Below are 12,760 nucleotides of genomic sequence, written 5' to 3' on the forward strand. Positions count from 1 at the left end.
CCGTCGAAACGGCGGTTTCAGACACAGAAGTGCGAAACGACCGGGCGGTAGGAGTCGCGAACGCTTCGTTTCCGGGCAGGGTTATTTGTGGTGCGCCGGACACGGAGCGGATATGTTGTCCGCGCGGATCCGTGCCCTCCTGCTCGGAAAAGATTCGGCGGCGTCCAAACGGTGGGCTGCCGCTGCGGTGGCGGTGGCCGTACTCTCGTTCGGATACTTTGCCGCATTGAAGGGGTTGACTGGCTTCGAATGGCCGTTCCATCTGTTCCTCTGGTGGGAAGGATATGCCCTCCTCCTCGGTGTACTCATCACTATCCAGGCCTATGCGAACGGCGGGTTGCTCCTCAGTTGGGCACTGGCGCTCGCGGGGATTCTCGGTGCCATGCTGAACTACGGTGGCATCGGAATGATCGGACAACCGATGGGCATACTCGAACTGGTCGCTCTCGCACTGACGGGCGGGTCCCTCGGTGCCGTCGTCCTCGGCACACCCGCGTTCGTCGCCGGAACCACAACACGAAGAAGGTCCCGGGGACGGAATCAGTAGCCCGAGATCGCGGTCGCTCCACCGACAGCAACCGGATCGGGGCTCGTCCCCCGTCGAGGATTCAAACGGCGTAGCGGTCCGAATCAGGGCGCGACGCCGACCGTCAACAGCGTTCCCCACGTGCGGTACCGATCCACCATCGCCTCGCGCGTCTCGTAGCCGTCGGTCGGGAACTCGTCGGCGTCCGGGATCTCCACCTCTCGGTCCGGGATCGCGTCCTGTTCGGCGACGTACAGCCCGGCCTCGCGGAACGCCTCGCGGTACTCCTCACGAGACCACAGCGTCATCTCAACCGAGATGTTCTCCTGCCACGCGTGGGTCGTCTCGCTCTCTTCGAAGTAGTTGACGGCGCAGTAGAACGTCCCGCCGGGCTTCAGCACTCGCCGGACCTCTTCGAGGGTGTGGACCGGGTCGCTCGCGTAGTAGAACGCCTCCATCGAGAAGACGCCGTCGAGCGAGTCGTCGGCGAACGGGAGTTCGTCGAAGTCGCCGACGAGGAACCCGATCGCGTCGTCGTCGGTGTACTCGCGGGCGTTGCGCGCCATTTCCGGGGCGCCGTCGAGGCCGTAGCCGCGCCCGATCCCCCGCTCGCGGAGCGCGCGGAGCGCGTAGCCGGAGCCGGTGCCCAGATCCAGCACCGCGTCCCCGTCTTCGACCGGCATGCGCGCCAAGACGTGTTTCGCAGTGTGCCAGTGTCTGTCTTCCATGCCGCGGTCCTTCCCCGAAGCCGCCCACTCGTCGAACTCCTCGCGAACGCTCATACCGGCCGAACGAGGAGAGCGGTGAAAAGCGGCGGTGTTTTACCGGCTCCCCGCCCGTGCGTGGGTATGAAGCGACCGCGGGCGCTCCGCCGACCGCGCTTCCGGGTGGCCGACATCGCCCAGCAGTCGGTCGGCGGCTTCCTGCTCGCGGGGCCGTTCGTCGTCACCGAGGAGGTGTGGGTGCTCGCCGCGGGGATGCACTGGATCCAAGCCTCCGTGACGGCCGTGCTCGTCGGGCTGATCGGGTACGCCGCGCTGTACCGCGCCGACACCGGCCGCGACGCCGACGAGGAGCCGGACGTCGTCGGGATCCCGACCCGGTTCGTCTCGCTGATGACGGTGGCGTTCGGCTCCGTCCTCCTGCTCGCGCTTATCTTCGACGCGCCGCACACCTTCCTCGTCGAGGGCGGTATCGGGGACGGCGCGGTGGCCGCGACGACCGCGAAGGCCGTCTCGGTCGGAGCGATCTTCAGCGTCGTCGGCGCGGCGACCGCCGACAGCGTGTTCTGATCCGGGCGGAGGCGGCCGGGGTCGCGCCGCCGCGGCCCGCGAACGCTCTCACAACACGACCGAGACGACCGCGAAGAGGATCAACACGCCGGCGATGTCACAGAGGTTCGTCACCACGGGGATCGTCGTGTCGTCGGGGTTGAGGCCGGCGCGGTAGGAGACTTCGACGGCGGCGACGCTGGCGACGACGACGAGCGCGGCGAGCGCCATCCCGGAGACCAGCGAGATCAGCAGCACCCGACCGAGCGCGAGCGACCCGCCGAGCGCGAGCCCGATGGCCCACGCGGCGACCCCGACCGCACCGAAGACGGTCGCCGCGAGCGCGAAGACGGCGCCCGCGTTCGCCCGGAGGGCGGGGTTGGTCGGGCTGAGCTCGTAGGTCCCGAGGTACAGCTGGGTCGTGAGCCGCGAGCAGGTGATCGACGCGAGGTTGCCGGCCGTCCCGATCTGGACGGGGACGAGAACGAGCAGAGCGGGGTACCGGAGGAGGACCGCCTCGTAGGTCTGTAACACCGACCCGGAGACGAGCTGAAGCACCGACAGCGCGGCCAGAAGCGGGATCATCGTCCGGACGATGCGGCGGACCGCCCACTCGTCGGTCACGGTCGGCTCGGGGTCGGTCACGAGACGGCCCCCACCGCGGCCACCCCGACGAGGAGGAAGAACACGCCGAACACGTCCCCGAGCGTCGTGACCACCGGGCCGATCACGTTGTCCGGGTCGAGGCCGCGCCGGTAGCCGACGAAGATGACCGCGATCAGCACGGTGATCATCAGCACCGCGGAGAGGAAGCCCGCGACGACCATCACGCCGACCAGCTGGAAGAGGCTCCCGCCGTCCCCGAACAGGACCAAGGCGAGGTAGGTGACGACCGCGATGAACACGGAGACGGCCATCCCGTTGAGGAAGGAGGCGACGACGGCGTTCGTGAGCCGGCGGTCCAGCCGGAACCGGGGCTCGATCACCCCCTGGTGGAGCCCCGTCGAGAGGCGGGCGCCGAGCGAGCCGTACACCCCGCCGCGGGTGGCGAGGAACGCCGGCAGCAACAGCAGGAGGCCGGGGACCTCCGCGATGTTCGCGCGCATCGTCTCGGAGGCGAGTATCGTCCCCGCGAACAGCCCGGCGAGCAGACTCACCGCGATCACCGGGAGCGCCTGCCGGTAGACCTCGCGCGCGGAGTCGTGGCCGGGCATCGAACGGACCGACGACGGGCGGGGCAAAAAAACCGACCGACGGTCTGAGCACCGGCCTGAAAAAAGACCACAGCAGGTCGGCGCGGGCGCCCGTCTCCAGATGAAACGAGGGGGGGCGTGGACTCAGAGGACGTACGAGTCGATCACGAGGAAGAAGATCGGAAGGATGAGCGAAGAAACCAGTTTTAGCAGGATGTTTATTTGAAACGGGTAGAGCCGTAGATTCTGGTAGTCTTGGTACTCCTGCCGTACCCTGTCCAGTTCCATCCGTTTTATCAGTTCAGTGTTTTCGTCCGCAGACCGTATTTCGGAGTAGTTCAGCGCATCAGCCTTTGCTTCTCGGTACTCCTTCCGGAGCTCCTCCAATCTGGAGTCGCGGTGTTGTTGCGCTTTTTTGTTGATCAGTCGGGTCGGGTACAGGAACGAGACGAGAATGGTTCCGGTGAATCCGGCGACGATCACGAAGACCAGCCAAGGCGGTGCGTTACCCCGGACGAAGATGAACGCGAGGGGGAGAAGGAGGGATCCGGTCGAGAACGTTAGCGTGGTGCGGATCGAAAAGTACCCGATGGTGCTGAGCCCCCCCAGCCCGTCCGGATCGAGCGGGTCGACCTTGAGGTCGATGTCCTGGAGTTCGCGGACGGCGAGTATCGTCGTCACGACTCCGGAGAATCCGACGCCCGACATGTATCCGAGATAAAATACAGAGCCGAGGTACAGGTACCGGAGCGGCGACCCCGCTTCGAACAGGCCGTTGGAGACGAGGTACGGTTCGCTACCGAAGAACAGGGCCACGAGCAGCGCGATCCAGACGACGACCGGGATGAGGTGATACTCCGAGAAGAACGCGTCGTACTTCGCTTGGAGCTGTTTCACTCGGTCGGTGTCGGTGAACAGCGACGTCGCCTGCGAAAAGAACCGAGGCAACACCCGTTCGTCGTAGTACCAGATGAGGTATCCGCTGGCGTTGAGCCAAATGATCCCGCTCGCGATCGCGGCGAGGAAATTCGTTGAGATGACGGCCCCCCGAAGGAGGACGACGGTCGCGAGGAACAGGTTCGCCGGGGTGCCGTACACCAGAATGCTCCGGACGAGAGGGTGTCCCCAGAAACCGTCGGCGTCGGTAACGATGCGAGAGGTCACCCAGTGTTGCGAGTGGAGCTCCGTCATGGCAAGGTGGTGTGGTAAGGGTCGCCCCGTTTTCGCAGAAACCGATACAGTCGGGTGCCGTGGACGAGTTCCTCCCACTGTCGGTGGAGCGCCGCCCCCCAAGTGTGAATGATCGGACGCCTAAGTGCCGAGGGACCGCCCCAGAGAAGTGGTCGGAGGAGCTTCGAGAGCCGGAGTTCCGGGATCACGGATTCGTCGAGATACGAAGTGTAGAGGCGGGGAGCAGACTTCCCGGTCCCGAGTGCGCGGTCGATCGCGTGGGCACAGAGCTCTCCGCTCCGTTGGGCGTAAAAGATGCCCTCGCCCGACATCGCGTCGACGAAACCTGCCGCGTCGCCGACCAGCATCGCCCGATCCGCCGTCGGCTCGGTCAGATAGTTCCCGAAGGGGATCGGTCGACTCTCGGCTGACGATGCGTCCGCGTCGATACCCAGTCTGTCGAAGTATCGATCCAAAAGCGTCCGGAACGAGTCGGTGTTTTTGCGGTTGAGTCCCCCGACTCCGACGACGAGGCGGTCCCGGTTCGGAAACACCCATCCGTATCCCCAGTTGACGAAACCGAGGTGGACGAGGAGAGAGTCGGGATCGATGTCGACGGCCTCGCGCGGAACGAACGTCTCGGTCGCGATAGCGAGGTTGTCACCCCACGCCTCTCGGTCGAATCCGGGCAACGAGTTTCGAACGACGCTGTGGGCTCCGTCGGCGCCGACGACGTACCGGCCTTCGACAACCGAACTGTCCGCGAGCGAAACGACGCCGGTCGACGCGTCGACGTCGGTTACAGCGGCACCTTCCAAGGCATCGACCGTCTCGTGGCTGACGGCCGCTTCGAACAACTTCGCGTCGTACCCACGGCGATCCGCGAAATAGTACGGTCGTTCGCTTCGACCGTTTTTAACGGTGCTACCGTCGAAGTGGACCTCGTACTCGGGGGTGGAGTACTCGAATCCGTCTTCGGGGCCGAGCGATTCGTGGTTCCATCCGAACTCGCGTTCGAGCAGCTGCGTCGTTTTCCACGTCACGAGTCCCCCGCAGAGCTTCTTTCGTGGAAATGATGATTTATCGAGTATCAGTACGTCGTGTCCGCGCGACCCGAGCGCGTGTGCGGCGGTCGCGCCCGCGGGCCCCCCACCGACGACGACGGCGTCGTATGTGCCGTGAGACGTGTCGCTCATTCGCTCAACCATACCTGTACTCGATCTGACTTAATTATTCGGCCGTCGACCGCACCGTTAAGTCGGTCCGGTGATTGCCGATCCCATGGACTACACCCTCGCCGTCGAGAACGGGCCGGAAACGATACCGGGCGGGACCGGGCTCTTGCTCGTCCACCCGAGCATCGGCGAGACGGACCGGATCGACACCGACTTCTTGAAGACCGACACCGACGCGTTCCTCGTCGTCTCGACTCGGACGACCGCCCGAGAGGTCGAACAGAAGCTGGAGTACTACGACGTCGACGAGACGAAGGCGACGATCCTCGACACGCTCTCCGTCGAGCGCGGCTACTCGCGCCGCACGTCCGACGACGTCTACTACGTCTCCGCGCCGGACGACCTCGACGGCGTCGTCGACCGCGTCGAGCGGTTCCTCACCGAGAACGAGGGGAAGCGCCGCGTCTCGGTCGACTCGCTCACCGAGATGGCCTACTACGCCGACGACGACGCGGTGTACGAGGCGGCCGCCGAGATCCTCGACCTCCTCGACGAGCACGACGCGGTCGGCATCTTCCACCTCTCCGAAGAGGTCCACGAGGTCGCGACGCTCGACCGGTTCCGCGAGCTGTTCGACGGCATCATCGACCTCGACGGCGAGGGCAACGTCACCGTCGACGTCTGAAAGAGCGGGTCCGACCGCGACGGCGCCGCTACGCCTCGTCGTCGACGAGCGCCGCGAACGTCTTCTCCGCCCACGCGACCGCGTAGGCCGCGCCGCGGTCCCGATACGCGGCCGTGTCGAGCGCGCCGTACGGCGCCGGGAGGTCGAGGTCGTGTTTGACCGCCGAGCACGCGTACTCCGTCGCGCTCGGGAAGTCGGTGTCGCCGCGCGCGACCTCGGCGGAGAGCCCCCCGAGCCGACCGGAGAGCCGATCGCCCGCATCGACCCACGCGTCGAACAGCCGAGGGTGCTCGCCGTCCCACGAGGCGAACGCGTCGCGAGTGTGGAGGCCGACCCACGCGTCGAACAGCGCGTTCGCGACCTGGAAGACGTCCGTCGGACCGAACCCGGTCGTCGACTCCCCCGTCTCCGGGCCCGGGCGTCGGATCGCCGCGTCGAGGTCGCGGTAGCGCGCGCCGAAGAAGGGGAGGAACGACTCGGGGAGGCCGGGCGCGTCGCCGTCGTTCGCGGCGGTGTCGGCGTCGCCGTCGTTCGCGGCGGTGTCGGCGCCGCCGACGGCGTCCGGCGCGGGCTCGCAGCCGATCTGAACGAGCCGCTCGGCGACGAGGAACGCGAGGAAGTCGTCCGGCGTCCCCTCCGCGCGTCGCTTGACGAGGACCGCCGGCGGGTCGGTCTGCGTGGTGCGAACGACCGTCCCGTCGCCCGGCAGTCCGACGGTGAACGCCGGTCCCGCGTGCTTGCGGAGCAGATCCGGGACCGCCTCCGGGAGCCACTCGGCCGGGTACGACGCGGGGTCGAGCGCGTCGACGAAGAGGCCGAGATCCTCCGCGGCGGCCGGCGGGAGCGTCTCGAAGTCGGAGCCGACGTCGAGGACGGGCGACCCCGGGGCGTGCCGGTCGCGGACCGCCGCGAGATCGTCGTCGAGCACCCGGGACGAGAACATCAGCCGAGGACGTACGAGAGGATGATGAGCACCGAGAGGACGGCCGAGACGCCGACAGTCCCGGCAACGATCTTGGTTGGTTTGTTCATACGCGATCCTGCGTCCGCCGGTCGTTAAAATCATCCGGTCGGCGGCGAGAGGTGGATCGTCCGACCGGCGGCGATTTTATCCCCTCGGGCGAGAGTGCGGAGGTATGCGAGTTCGCGACGCGGTCGAGGCCGACGCCGCGGCCTTGGGATCGATGACGGGCCGCCCCCGAGGTGTCGTCCGCGACATGATCCACGACCGGTCGGTGCGCGTCGCGGTGGCGGACGACGCCGCGGCGACCGGCGAGGCGGACGACGGCTCGGACACCCCGGCCGACGCGGTCGCGGGGTTCGTCGCGTTCGACGCGCGCGACGGCGTCGTCCACGTGACGAACGTCGAGGGCGACGTCGACGCGATGTGGCGGCTGTTCGAGGAGCCGGTGGGGTTCGCGACCCGGGAGGCGATGTCGGTCGAGGCCGTCCTCCCGGCCGACGGGACCGCGGGCGACGCGGCCGAGTCGGTCGGATTCGAGGCCGTCGGCTCGGGGCCGCGGATCGACGGCGCGCCGACGACGCGGTACCGGTTCGACCCGGAAGAAAGCGGTTGAGAAGAAAGTCCGTCGCCGCTCAGTCGAAGCGGTCCTGAACGATCTCGAGCGCCTCCTCGCGGTCGTCCCAGTCGACGAACACCGCGACCGAGGTGGCGCTCGTGATCAGGTCGATGATGTTGATGCCGGCGTCCGCGATGGGGGCGATGATGTCCTGAATGACGCCCGACTGGTTGGGGAGCTCGCCGCCCGTGACGCGGATCGCGGCGATGGGGTCGGCGACGGTGACGGATGAGAGCGCATCGTCGGCGACGACCGCCTCGTGGAGCAGCGCCTCCGCGGTCTCGGCGACGTCGACGTCGACGTAGAAGGTGACCGAGTCCATCCCGGAGGCGACCGCGTCGATGTTGATCTCCTCGGCGCGGAGCGCGTTCGCCAGCTCGGAGAGGATCCCGGGGCGGTTGCGGATCGCGCGGCCCGCGATGGTGAGACACGCCAGCGGCTCCTCGCGCATGTCGATCAGGCTCTCGAACTCTCCCTCGATCCGGGTCCCCCCGCGGAGCAGGTCGCCGTGCTGGTAGTGGACGACCCGAACCGCGAGGTCCTCGTCCTTGTACGAGAGCGCGGACGGGGCGACCACCTCGGCGCCGCGGAAGGAGAGGTTCCGCAGCTCGTCGACGGTGATCTGGCCGACGTTGCGCGCGCCCTCGACCACCCGCGGGTCGCCGGTCATCACGCCTTCCACGTCGGTGACGATGACGACCTCGTCGGCGTCCATGTAGTTGCCGAGCATCACCGCGGTCGTGTCCGAGCCGCCGCGACCGAGCGTGGTGACGTTCCCGTCGTGGTCCTCGGCGAGGAAGCCGGTGATGATCGGGACGACGCCGTCCATGTCGGCGGCGATCTCTCTCGCGCGCTTCTTCGTCTCCGCGACGTCGACCTCGCCGCGCTCGTCCGTGATGACGGGCCAGTCCGGGTGCCCGGGTTCGAGGAAGACGGCGTCGACGTCGCGGACCGACAGCGCGGCCTTCAACATTCGGACGCTGGTTCGCTCGCCCATCGAGACGATCTCCGCGCGGTCGGCGTCGTCCGTCTCGAAGGTGATGTCGTCGAGGAGGTCGTCCGTGGTCGACCCCATCGCGCTCGCGACGACCGCGATCTCGTGGCCGGCCGCGACCGCGCTCGCCACCGAGTCGGCCGCGCGCTCGATCCGGTCGCCGCTGCCGAGGCTCGTGCCCCCGAACTTGGCGACTACGCGCATGCGGCTACCCCGTTTCGCGACCGAGACGATCGGTCTCGGGCTGACGGTCGGCGTCGAGCGAGCGGGACGGCGGGTGACGAACCGGCGCCGGAATCCCGGCCCGGGCGGCGGAAGCGATCGGTAAACATGCGACTCCGTAGCGCAGGAAGCCGGATAACAGTATCTTCTTCGACAAGGGTCGCGCGAATCGGAGAACCGTACGAATCGGCGACTCCGCGGCGGAAGGAACGGAACGGACGATCACCGAAGTCGGCGGTCGGGGGGTGGAAGAAAACGGCGGGGGTGCGATGGAAGAAAGCGGCTGCGGGTGCGACAGAAGAGAGCGGCTGCGCGCGCGGCGTCACGGAGGAAGGCGGATCAGGTGGACGGCCGCTACTCGTCTTGAATGCCCCACGCGTCGGGCATCTCGATGACGTACCGGCCGTCCTCCTGGAGGGAGATGATGTACTCCTGTCTGTCGTACAGCTCCATCAGGTTGAGCTCGTACTGCCCGGGACTGACGATGCGGATGCTCTCGAACTGGTCGTTGAGCTCGTCGCGGAGCGCGTCGATTCCGGGTTGGGTCTCCTCGTCGGCCAGCTGCGAGGGCTCGGCGGCGTCGACCTCTCGGCTCGCACGGTCGAGCTCGTCGGGCGACACCACCTCGGAGCGCGCGCTCGCCTGCGCGGTGTCCTCGTCGCTCCGGTCCGCGATCTGCTCCGTGCCGTCGGATTCGGTCGGGGCGTCGGCGTCGCTCGGCGTCGACCCGACTTGCTCGCTCGGCGTCGGCTCGGCCTGATCGTTCGGTGTCGACTCGGCCTGATCGCTCGGCGTCGCGTCCGCGGGAGCGCTCGGACGACGATCGGTCGCGTCGTCCGCGGGGGACGATCCGGACGCTCGACCGGCGTCGTCGGCGGGGACGTCATCGGTCGCGCCGGCGGGCTTGAACTGGAACTTGTTGCCGCCGCAGTCGGGACAGCCCGACAGCATCTCCTTGGAGCCGTCGGGGAACGTCCGCCCGCAGGAGGTACACTGGTGGGGCATCTACTTGCGGGAGACGAGCGTGCTGATGAGGTTCTCGTCCTTGTGGAGGGTCTCGATGCGGTTCGCCGGGCCGATCACCGTGAGCTTCTGGGTCGACTCCCGGCCCATCAGCTTGTCGAGGAAGCTCTGATTGCCCGCCTCGGCCTTCGGGTACGTCTCGATCTCGATGCCGGTGAAGTCGTCGGGACTGATCTCGGTCATCGTCACCTCGATGAGCTTCGACTCCTCGTCGGGGGAGAGCCCCTCTTCGAGGATGACGATGTTTCCCTCGCGGACCCCGTCGAGGATGAGCCGGATCTTCTCCATGCTCGTGAGCCCCTCCATCCGCGCGCCGCTTATCATGTCGATCCGAACGCCGTCGCCGGAGTCGTCGGGGTCGTCCGCGGCGTCGACGTTGGCTTCCGGGCCGGGCATTAGCCGAAGTACTCCGCGATTTTGGTGTACACTTCGTCCATGTTGTCGCCCTCCAGCGCGGACAGCGGAATCGTCTCGTGTTGCGGGAAGGCGTTCGCGATCTGCTGGACGTCCGACCCCTCAAGGTCCGTCTTGTTCGCGAGGATGAGCGCGGGGAGGTCCTGCGACTCGATGATCCCGATCAGCATCGTGTTCACCTGCGTGAACGGGTCCGTGGTGGAGTCGAGCACGTAGATGACGCCGTCGACGTCCTCGCGGAGCCAGTGCATCGCCTCCGCGACGCCCTCGGTCGCCTCGCGCGATCGGCGGACTGCGTCGTCCTTCTCCATGTCGTGGTCCAAGAACTCCTTGTAGTCGACCTTCGTCGTCACCCCGGGGGTGTCGACGATGTCGATAGTGACCTTGCGCCCGTTGCGCTCGATCTCCACGTTCTCTTTCCGGCGGGCCCGGCGAGTCTCGTGGGGGATGTGGCTCTCGGGCCCGACGGCGTCACCCGTCCAGTCGCGTGCGATCCGGTTTGCGAGGGTCGTTTTACCGGCGTTCGGCGGTCCGTAGATCCCAATTCGTTTGGGCTCGTCGTCCGCGAACAGGCCGTCTGTGACCCGCGATATGCTGTCTCTGAGATTCGTGAGCAGTCCCATCCTGACCTCCAGTCCGTGTGTGGTTGACCCGAACACCGCGGTCGTTCCGCGCCGCCGTTCGATCCGCGCGCTCGACGCCTGTTCGGGGGATTACGGTACGATCCTCACCGCTCTCACTTAAGAACTGCGTCAGACATCGCCGATCCGGAGCGTCGGCGCCGGACGACCGCGAAATTCGGATCGAGAGCGCTGCGGCGAGGTCGGATGCGGCACCGAACGCGCCGAGGCGAGAGCGGGTGCGGAACCGGAAGCGTCGAGGCGAGAGCGGGTGCGGAACCGGAAGCGTCGAGGCGAGAGCGGGTGCGGAACCGAGCTACTCCTCGTCGGGCCCGCGTTCGCCGTCGCTCTCGTTGGCGGCGTCGAGGAAGACGAGCGCGCCGCCGAGCAGTGCGAGGTTCTTCAGGAAGTTGATCTTGTTGCCGTGGCGCTCTTTCCCCTCCATCGTCCAGAAGTCGTGGATGGCGGGCGTCGTCCCGAGGAAGAAGACGACGAGCGCGCCCGCGGCCGCCCGCGGGAGCCGCCAGAGGACGATCCCGAGGTTGGCGACGAACAGCATCCCCGTGACGAACGGGACGAGGACGTCCGGCATCGGGACGCCCTTCTCCTCGGCGACGGCGACGCGCTTGTCGTTGTTCTTGAACCCGTCGAGGGCCATGTACGCGAGGACGCCGCCGTACAGCGATCGGCCGAGCAGCGAGGGGGCGTTACGGCCGCCGTCGTCGGACGCGGACGCCGGCTCGGACGGGGAGTCGGATTCGTCCGCCATTCAGACCACCTCGATCCGGCTGACGTTCGCGTCGACGCGACCGACCGTCTCGTAGGTCGGGCCGTCGCCCGTTCCATCGCCGTCGCTCCCGTCGAGCCGCCGCATGATCCGTCCCTCCACGTCGTCGCGCTGGTCCGGCACGTCGAAGAGGCCGGAGCCGCAGATCACGTCGCCGTCGAGCACGTCCCACGTCTCGATGACCTCGTGGGGTTCGCCGGGGAAGGCGACGCGCTCGAAGTCGCGGCCAAAGTTGGTCGACTCGAATAAGGCGACCCCGTGGTCGTCGTTCACCCACGCGGGCGGCGCCTCCTCGCCGCCGCAGTAGAACACCCGCCCGTCGTGGACGAACACCCGCCGGACGTACGAGAAGTCGCTGCCGACGTCGAGCCGCTCGAACGACTCGCCGGCGTCGGTGGTCCGCCACAGGCCGCCCTCGCCGACCGCGTGGCCGAGCCCGAGGTTCTCCAGGTCGTGGTCGAGGTAGCCGGTCGCCGCCAGCCAGACGTCCTCCGAGATCGGCAGGATCTGATGGACGTCGTCGACGATGGCGTCGCGGTGGTCGGACCACGTGCGGCCACCGTCGCGGCTGACGTGGATGCCGCCGGCCTCGACGCCCGCGATCAGGGTCTCGGGGCGTCCGGGGACCGTTTCCAGCGCGCGGAGGCGTGCGTAGTGCGGGTCGATCGGCGACTCCCAGTGACCCCGGGAGGGGAGCTCGCGGAACCCCTTCTGCTCGGTCCACGTCTCGCCCCCGTCGACCGAGCGGAAGATGTAGGGGTCGTTGGTGCCGGCGTACAGCGCGCCGTCCGCGGTCGCGAGGATCGACCACACCTCGCTCTGCCCGGCGTGCCAGAATCGGTCGCCGAGCGGGACTTCGAGGTCGGTCCACGTCTCGCCACCGTCGACGGAGCGGTACGCGCCCTCGGAAGAGGCGACGAAGACGCCTTCGGTGTGGTCCCACGACTTCACGGCGGTGACGACCCCGCAGTCGAGGACGTGGTCGAGGTCGCCGCGCTCGAAGGGGACGTCGTCGGCTCGGTACAGCCCGGAGTCTGTCCCGATCAACAGTGTCATATCCGTGAGTGAGCGGGGCGCGTAATAAAGTTTTACCAACCTGT

The 12,760-nt window shown here is 67.5% G+C and carries 17 protein-coding genes; 5 read left to right on the forward strand and 12 right to left on the reverse strand.

The annotated features are described in order from the left end of the window. The first annotated feature begins 112 nt into the window (after nt 1-112). Nucleotides 113-547 (forward strand): hypothetical protein, encoded by a 435-nt coding sequence (locus tag EXE46_RS00985; RefSeq protein WP_137686636.1) that lies wholly within the window; start codon nt 113-115, stop codon nt 545-547. Between the two features lie 83 nt (nt 548-630). Here EXE46_RS00985 and EXE46_RS00990 read toward each other — a convergent pair whose 3' ends face one another. Next, nucleotides 631-1,308: a class I SAM-dependent methyltransferase gene (locus tag EXE46_RS00990; protein ID WP_137686637.1), complete on the reverse strand. Its 678-nt coding sequence runs from the start codon at nt 1,306-1,308 to the stop codon at nt 631-633. Nucleotides 1,309-1,374: 66 nt separating this feature from the next. Between EXE46_RS00990 and EXE46_RS00995 the strand changes: the two genes are divergently transcribed. Then, nucleotides 1,375-1,818, forward strand: a complete 444-nt coding sequence (locus EXE46_RS00995; protein WP_137686638.1) for a DUF2391 family protein — start codon at nt 1,375-1,377, stop codon at nt 1,816-1,818. 48 nt (nt 1,819-1,866) lie between these two features. Here EXE46_RS00995 and EXE46_RS01000 read toward each other — a convergent pair whose 3' ends face one another. From EXE46_RS01000 to EXE46_RS01015, 4 genes are all read right to left on the reverse strand, one after another. Beyond that, complete coding sequence (locus EXE46_RS01000; protein ID WP_394348174.1) at nt 1,867-2,382, reverse strand: magnesium transporter; 516 nt, start codon at nt 2,380-2,382, stop codon at nt 1,867-1,869. Nucleotides 2,383-2,438: 56 nt separating this feature from the next. Continuing rightward, nucleotides 2,439-3,011 (reverse strand): magnesium transporter, encoded by a 573-nt coding sequence (locus EXE46_RS01005; RefSeq protein WP_137686640.1) that lies wholly within the window; start codon nt 3,009-3,011, stop codon nt 2,439-2,441. 123 nt (nt 3,012-3,134) lie between these two features. Then, entirely contained in the window at nt 3,135-4,088 is a 954-nt protein-coding gene (locus tag EXE46_RS01010) for a hypothetical protein (RefSeq protein ID WP_137686641.1), read from the reverse strand. 89 nt (nt 4,089-4,177) lie between these two features. Then, nucleotides 4,178-5,356 (reverse strand): NAD(P)/FAD-dependent oxidoreductase, encoded by a 1,179-nt coding sequence (locus EXE46_RS01015; RefSeq protein WP_158413918.1) that lies wholly within the window; start codon nt 5,354-5,356, stop codon nt 4,178-4,180. A gap of 85 nt (nt 5,357-5,441) precedes the next feature. Here EXE46_RS01015 and EXE46_RS01020 point away from each other — a divergent pair, with 85 nt between their 5' ends. Continuing rightward, a complete protein-coding gene (locus tag EXE46_RS01020; RefSeq protein WP_137686643.1) occupies nt 5,442-6,020 on the forward strand; it encodes a hypothetical protein in 579 nt (192 codons plus the stop codon). Nucleotides 6,021-6,048: 28 nt separating this feature from the next. Here EXE46_RS01020 and EXE46_RS01025 read toward each other — a convergent pair whose 3' ends face one another. Continuing rightward, complete coding sequence (locus EXE46_RS01025; RefSeq protein ID WP_137686644.1) at nt 6,049-6,963, reverse strand: hypothetical protein; 915 nt, start codon at nt 6,961-6,963, stop codon at nt 6,049-6,051. 193 nt (nt 6,964-7,156) lie between these two features. On the opposite strand from EXE46_RS01025, the gene EXE46_RS01030 reads away from it, so the two are divergent. Beyond that, complete coding sequence (locus EXE46_RS01030) at nt 7,157-7,597, forward strand: hypothetical protein (RefSeq protein WP_137686645.1); 441 nt, start codon at nt 7,157-7,159, stop codon at nt 7,595-7,597. Nucleotides 7,598-7,616: 19 nt separating this feature from the next. On the opposite strand, the gene EXE46_RS01035 is transcribed toward EXE46_RS01030, so the two are convergent. Beyond that, nucleotides 7,617-8,798, reverse strand: a complete 1,182-nt coding sequence (locus EXE46_RS01035; protein WP_137686646.1) for an aspartate kinase — start codon at nt 8,796-8,798, stop codon at nt 7,617-7,619. Between EXE46_RS01035 and EXE46_RS17565 the strand changes: the two genes are divergently transcribed. After that, a complete protein-coding gene (locus tag EXE46_RS17565; protein WP_255509405.1) occupies nt 8,797-8,922 on the forward strand; it encodes a hypothetical protein in 126 nt (41 codons plus the stop codon). The two genes, EXE46_RS01035 and EXE46_RS17565, sit on opposite strands and share 2 nt — an antisense overlap. A 248-nt stretch (nt 8,923-9,170) precedes the next feature. Here EXE46_RS17565 and EXE46_RS01040 read toward each other — a convergent pair whose 3' ends face one another. The 5 genes from EXE46_RS01040 to EXE46_RS01060 all read right to left on the reverse strand — a co-directional run bounded on the left by EXE46_RS01040 (nt 9,171) and on the right by EXE46_RS01060 (nt 12,716). Further along, entirely contained in the window at nt 9,171-9,821 is a 651-nt protein-coding gene (locus tag EXE46_RS01040; RefSeq protein WP_137686647.1) for a Zn-ribbon containing protein, read from the reverse strand. Further along, complete coding sequence (locus tag EXE46_RS01045; protein WP_137686648.1) at nt 9,822-10,235, reverse strand: DUF2073 domain-containing protein; 414 nt, start codon at nt 10,233-10,235, stop codon at nt 9,822-9,824. Further along, on the reverse strand, nt 10,235-10,876 hold the full coding sequence (locus EXE46_RS01050) for an Era-like GTP-binding protein (RefSeq protein WP_137686649.1): 642 nt from the start codon (nt 10,874-10,876) through the stop codon (nt 10,235-10,237). Before EXE46_RS01050 ends, EXE46_RS01045 begins: the two co-directional genes overlap by 1 nt. 313 nt (nt 10,877-11,189) lie before the next feature. Continuing rightward, nucleotides 11,190-11,642, reverse strand: a complete 453-nt coding sequence (locus tag EXE46_RS01055) for a DoxX family protein (protein WP_137686650.1) — start codon at nt 11,640-11,642, stop codon at nt 11,190-11,192. Continuing rightward, nucleotides 11,643-12,716 (reverse strand): sialidase family protein, encoded by a 1,074-nt coding sequence (locus EXE46_RS01060; protein ID WP_137686651.1) that lies wholly within the window; start codon nt 12,714-12,716, stop codon nt 11,643-11,645. Between the last annotated feature and the right edge of the window lie 44 nt (nt 12,717-12,760).

It is taken from the genome of Halorubrum sp. GN11_10-6_MGM (genome assembly GCF_005435165.1).
Lineage (GTDB): Archaea > Halobacteriota > Halobacteria > Halobacteriales > Haloferacaceae > Halorubrum.

Excerpts from the sequence above, each read along its gene's own strand:
- EXE46_RS01005 (WP_137686640.1), bottom strand. The coding sequence starts at position 3,011 with ATGCCCGGCCACGACTCCGCGCGCGAGGTCTACCGGCAGGCGCTCCCG.
- EXE46_RS01035 (WP_137686646.1), bottom strand. The coding sequence starts at position 8,798 with ATGCGCGTAGTCGCCAAGTTCGGGGGCACGAGCCTCGGCAGCGGCGAC.
- EXE46_RS00985 (WP_137686636.1), top strand. The coding sequence starts at position 113 with ATGTTGTCCGCGCGGATCCGTGCCCTCCTGCTCGGAAAAGATTCGGCG.
- EXE46_RS01020 (WP_137686643.1), top strand. The coding sequence starts at position 5,442 with ATGGACTACACCCTCGCCGTCGAGAACGGGCCGGAAACGATACCGGGC.
- EXE46_RS00995 (WP_137686638.1), top strand. The coding sequence starts at position 1,375 with ATGAAGCGACCGCGGGCGCTCCGCCGACCGCGCTTCCGGGTGGCCGAC.
- EXE46_RS01040 (WP_137686647.1), bottom strand. The coding sequence starts at position 9,821 with ATGCCCCACCAGTGTACCTCCTGCGGGCGGACGTTCCCCGACGGCTCC.
- EXE46_RS01055 (WP_137686650.1), bottom strand. The coding sequence starts at position 11,642 with ATGGCGGACGAATCCGACTCCCCGTCCGAGCCGGCGTCCGCGTCCGAC.
- EXE46_RS01025 (WP_137686644.1), bottom strand. The coding sequence starts at position 6,963 with ATGTTCTCGTCCCGGGTGCTCGACGACGATCTCGCGGCGGTCCGCGAC.
- EXE46_RS01050 (WP_137686649.1), bottom strand. The coding sequence starts at position 10,876 with ATGGGACTGCTCACGAATCTCAGAGACAGCATATCGCGGGTCACAGAC.
- EXE46_RS00990 (WP_137686637.1), bottom strand. The coding sequence starts at position 1,308 with ATGAGCGTTCGCGAGGAGTTCGACGAGTGGGCGGCTTCGGGGAAGGAC.
- EXE46_RS01060 (WP_137686651.1), bottom strand. The coding sequence starts at position 12,716 with ATGACACTGTTGATCGGGACAGACTCCGGGCTGTACCGAGCCGACGAC.
- EXE46_RS01030 (WP_137686645.1), top strand. The coding sequence starts at position 7,157 with ATGCGAGTTCGCGACGCGGTCGAGGCCGACGCCGCGGCCTTGGGATCG.
- EXE46_RS17565 (WP_255509405.1), top strand. The coding sequence starts at position 8,797 with ATGCGGCTACCCCGTTTCGCGACCGAGACGATCGGTCTCGGGCTGACG.
- EXE46_RS01045 (WP_137686648.1), bottom strand. The coding sequence starts at position 10,235 with ATGCCCGGCCCGGAAGCCAACGTCGACGCCGCGGACGACCCCGACGAC.
- EXE46_RS01015 (WP_158413918.1), bottom strand. The coding sequence starts at position 5,356 with ATGAGCGACACGTCTCACGGCACATACGACGCCGTCGTCGTCGGTGGG.
- EXE46_RS01000 (WP_394348174.1), bottom strand. The coding sequence starts at position 2,382 with ATGATCCCGCTTCTGGCCGCGCTGTCGGTGCTTCAGCTCGTCTCCGGG.